This is a genomic window from Bacteroidales bacterium, from assembly GCA_018334875.1.
Lineage (GTDB): Bacteria > Bacteroidota > Bacteroidia > Bacteroidales > UBA12077 > JAGXLC01.
The window spans coordinates 1-3,836 of sequence record JAGXLC010000383.1; the positions used below are offsets into that span (position 1 = coordinate 1).

The following is a 3,836-nucleotide window of genomic DNA, read 5'->3' on the forward strand; positions in this document are numbered from 1 at the left end:
CGGTTGATTGAATTGCTAAATGGTTACATTGTTGAATTGAGGCTAAGGCTGAGGCTAAGGCTAAGGTCAGAAAATTAACAGTAAGGTATTTGTAGGTACGGTTGTATATGGTAAAATTGTTACATTGTTGAATTAAGGCTGAGGCTAAGGCTAAGGCTAAGAACAGAGCGGCTACGGGCGGTTGATTGAATTGCTAAATGGTTACATTGTTGAATTGAGGCTAAGGCTGAGGCTAAGGCTAAGGTCAGAAAATTAACAGTAAGGTATTTGTAGGTACGGTTGTATATGGTAAAATTGTTACATTGCCAACTTGTTAAAATGAGGCTAAGAAGAGGAAATTTACATTCAGCATGTGGGGCAAGGATAAAATTGGGAAAATATCTCTACCGATTACAATTATAACAAAAACAATTGATCATGAGCTACACGTATGAATATCCAAGACCGGCAGTAACAGTTGACTGCCTGGTGTTATCGAAAGAAAATGAACAGGTTTGGCTGATGTTGATCCAGAGAGACAAACCTCCGTTTGAAAAATCCTGGGCTTTGCCCGGGGGTTTTGTGGAAATTGATGAAGATCTGGATGAAGCCGCTTACCGGGAATTAAAGGAGGAAACCGATATCTCTGACATAGAACTCCGGCAATTCCGTGCGTTTGGCAAACCGGGAAGAGATCCGCGGGGAAGAACGATCTCCATCGTATATTATGGCTTTGTGGATTCTGAGAAAACAACGGCCATAGCCGGTTCGGATGCCAGAAATGTGGATTGGTTTGAGATCAACGACCTGCCTCCCCTGGCTTTTGATCATGATGAGATTATTGAAATGGCACGAAGAAAACTGGAGATATAAGGAAGATAAAAAAGCACCAATTATCAATTTCCAAATAACAAATAATACTCAAACTTCAATTATCGAATTTCAAAACACCCCGGGCTACAGTCATAAAGGCCTTAACCCGGAGTGTTTAGATCATTTAGTATTGATTATTGGAATTTGTTTGTGATTTGTGATTTGGTAATTGATGCTTTATGTATAAATTATAGAATCTTGAGATAAACGTTTGTATAGAATGTAGATATTTCAGAACAAAATCCCTTTCTCTTTAAAATAACCGATAATCTTGTCCACCGATTCCTGAACATTCAGTTTATCCGTTTCGATGGTAATTTCGGGATTTTCCGGCTCTTCATACGGAGCAGAGATTCCTGTAAATTCAGGGATTGTGCCGTTTCTTGCTTTCTTATACAGTCCTTTTGGATCTCTTTCCTCACAGATGGAAAGAGGAGCCGTAACATGTACTTCAATAAAGTCGCCCTTTTCATTCAGGTTTCGGGCCCTGTCCCGGTCTTTACGGTAGGGTGAAATGAACGAAGTGATGGCAATCACACCTGCTTCGGCAAACAGATGGGCCACCTCCCCTATCCTGCGAATGTTCTCCTCACGGTCTTCGGGTGAGAAGCCGAGATCACCGTTCAGCCCGTGGCGTACGTTGTCGCCGTCCAGGATGAACACGTTGGTGCCCATTTCAAAGAGCGTCTTCTCCAGTTCTGTGGCAACGGTGGACTTTCCGCACCCGGATAATCCGGTCAGCCAAAGCACCACCCCTTTGTGGCCGTTCTTCTTCTCCCGCGCCTCCTTGGTGATCACCGTATCGTGCCACACCACGTTGGTGCTCTTCTTCTTTTCCGATGCGTTTCCTTCTTCATCCTTTGAGGTCAGGTAGGCTTTCAGTATATCGCCCACTGGCTTTCTGAGTATCCGTTCGTCCACATCTTCACCTTTCTTCAGCTTATTCCTCACTTCTTTTCCGCTAATGGAGACCGACTGATAGCCTTTGGGCTGGAATTCACTGATCAGGCCTACCCTGTTTAATTCTTTGAAGAAGGCTGCAAATCCCACTTTTACAGGTTCGATCTCCAGCTTGCCATTCAACTCATCGAACTTATGGTGGGCATCGAAATCTCCCCAGATGGGTGTTCCGTCGTCAAAGGGGGCATCGGCATGCTTCCGGCCGATCACAATGTTGGTGAAGCCGTAATTTTGCCGGTAAATGGAATGCATTACCGCTTCTTTCGGACCGGCATAAAACATCTTCATATCAAGACCAATCATCAGCATCTCATCATCAAGGTCGTAGCCTCTATTCTGCCACAGTTCTTCATCTTTATCGCCATATCCGATCCACCGGCCTTCAATAAGGGCTTCATAGGTACGCATGCGCACATCGGCCGGAATATCATCTGATTTGGTGGCCCCTACGAGCGGGTTCAACACAGTGCCGGTAAAGTATCCCTGGCGGGTAAGCTGTTCCGCTGCATAAACCATGGCATATTCATGGGCACGATGGAGGGCATTGCGTGTCTGGAAAGCAACAATCCTTTCCCAACCCCTTTCGCGAAAAAGATTCCGGGTTTCTTCAGGATTAAGCATATATTGACCAAAACTGGGATTTTGGGGTTGCGGGAAAGCCCATATAAGGCCTCCGAGAAGATAATCCCTCGGATCTTCATTGAAAATACGGGCGCCCGGATGGTCGTTGCGATTGGTTCCGTAAACCGTATTGTTATATTTTTCTTTATCAAATGGATAAATATCGGTTATCTCCAGGGTTCCCACAAATTCACCCTTCTCATTTTCCACCCTCACCGTTTCCCCTTTACTCAGTTTATTCGCATCTGCCTTATGAATCGGGAAACCCAGAGGAATGCTCCACGCGTATTTTTTTCCGTTCCTTTCAATTGCTTCTTCATCCAGAACCTGATGGAATTCATCGCTGTTCATGGGGCCGGTAAGCGGAGATAAAGCCCCGTCAGCCATTCTGTAAAAAACAGAAAGATCAGCATCACTGATCTTATATACATTGTAGTTTTTTGCCCTATGGGCAAGATTTTCCCTTTCCAGTTCGGGGATGATCCGGTTTATTAAACCACACCCCCCGTGAGGAGGTAAAAGACTGTTCGTCATCTGTTGTCGGTTTTTATGGTTTGACATGGAATATATGTATAATTTTACAATTTCTCTGAAAGTGCTCAAAGATACATAATTTCTCTTTAATCATACAATAAAACAGAGTTATTCTAAATAATCATGTCAAAACGGAATTTTCCAGTTCCAAAAGAGATAATTTAGAATGATAATTGTAAACATCTGAAATCAATTGTATTCAAAATAATGAAAGTTTCAACATTAAATTGTTGGAAAAAAAATATATAATTATATCTTTGTTACGCTGTTCTTAAATTAAACCGATGTTAACTAAAAGAATTAAAAATGGTGAATCAAGAAAAAGTACAGGAGATCAACAAGCTGCTTGAGGAAGCTTCTGCCCAGGAGATTGTCAATTATATCCTGGAGCAATACAAAACAGATACGGTTTTTGCCACCAGCTTAGGTGCCGAAGATCAGGTATTAACAGATATGATCGCTTCCAGGCATAAAGATGCCTACATCATCACCCTTGATACCGGAAGGTTATTTCCGGAAACCTACACCTTGATCGATAAAACCAACAAGCATTATGGCATCAAGATGGATGTTTATTTTCCCGATTATAAGCGGGTGCAGAAGATGGTGAAGGAAAGGGGCATCAACTTGTTTTACGACAGTATTGAAAACCGTAAGTTGTGCTGCCACATCCGGAAAATTGAGCCCCTGAGAAGGGCAACGGAAGGAATGAAGGTCTGGATTACCGGATTGAGGAGGGCCCAATCGGTTACCAGGACCAATCTGCAGCCCATAGAATGGGATGCGCAAAACGAGATGATCAAGGTGAATCCGCTTTATAACTGGTCCGAGAAAGATGTATGGAATTACATCAAAGGGAATGGAGTGCC

Annotated in this window: 3 protein-coding genes; 2 read left to right on the forward strand and 1 reads right to left on the reverse strand. The window is 43.1% G+C overall.

The genetic code is table 11. The features are described from left to right. Window positions 1–417 precede the first annotated feature (417 nt). Entirely contained in the window at window positions 418–852 is a 435-nt protein-coding gene (locus tag KGY70_18455; GenBank protein ID MBS3777184.1) for an NUDIX hydrolase, read from the forward strand. Window positions 853–1,083: 231 nt separating this feature from the next. Here KGY70_18455 and cysC read toward each other — a convergent pair whose 3' ends face one another. After that, window positions 1,084–2,967: an adenylyl-sulfate kinase gene (gene cysC, locus KGY70_18460; GenBank protein ID MBS3777185.1), complete on the reverse strand. Its 1,884-nt coding sequence runs from the start codon at window positions 2,965–2,967 to the stop codon at window positions 1,084–1,086. A 306-nt stretch (window positions 2,968–3,273) separates the two neighbouring features. On the opposite strand from cysC, the gene KGY70_18465 reads away from it, so the two are divergent. Further along, a partial coding sequence (locus tag KGY70_18465) for a phosphoadenylyl-sulfate reductase (protein MBS3777186.1) occupies window positions 3,274–3,836 on the forward strand: 563 nt, incomplete at its 3' end.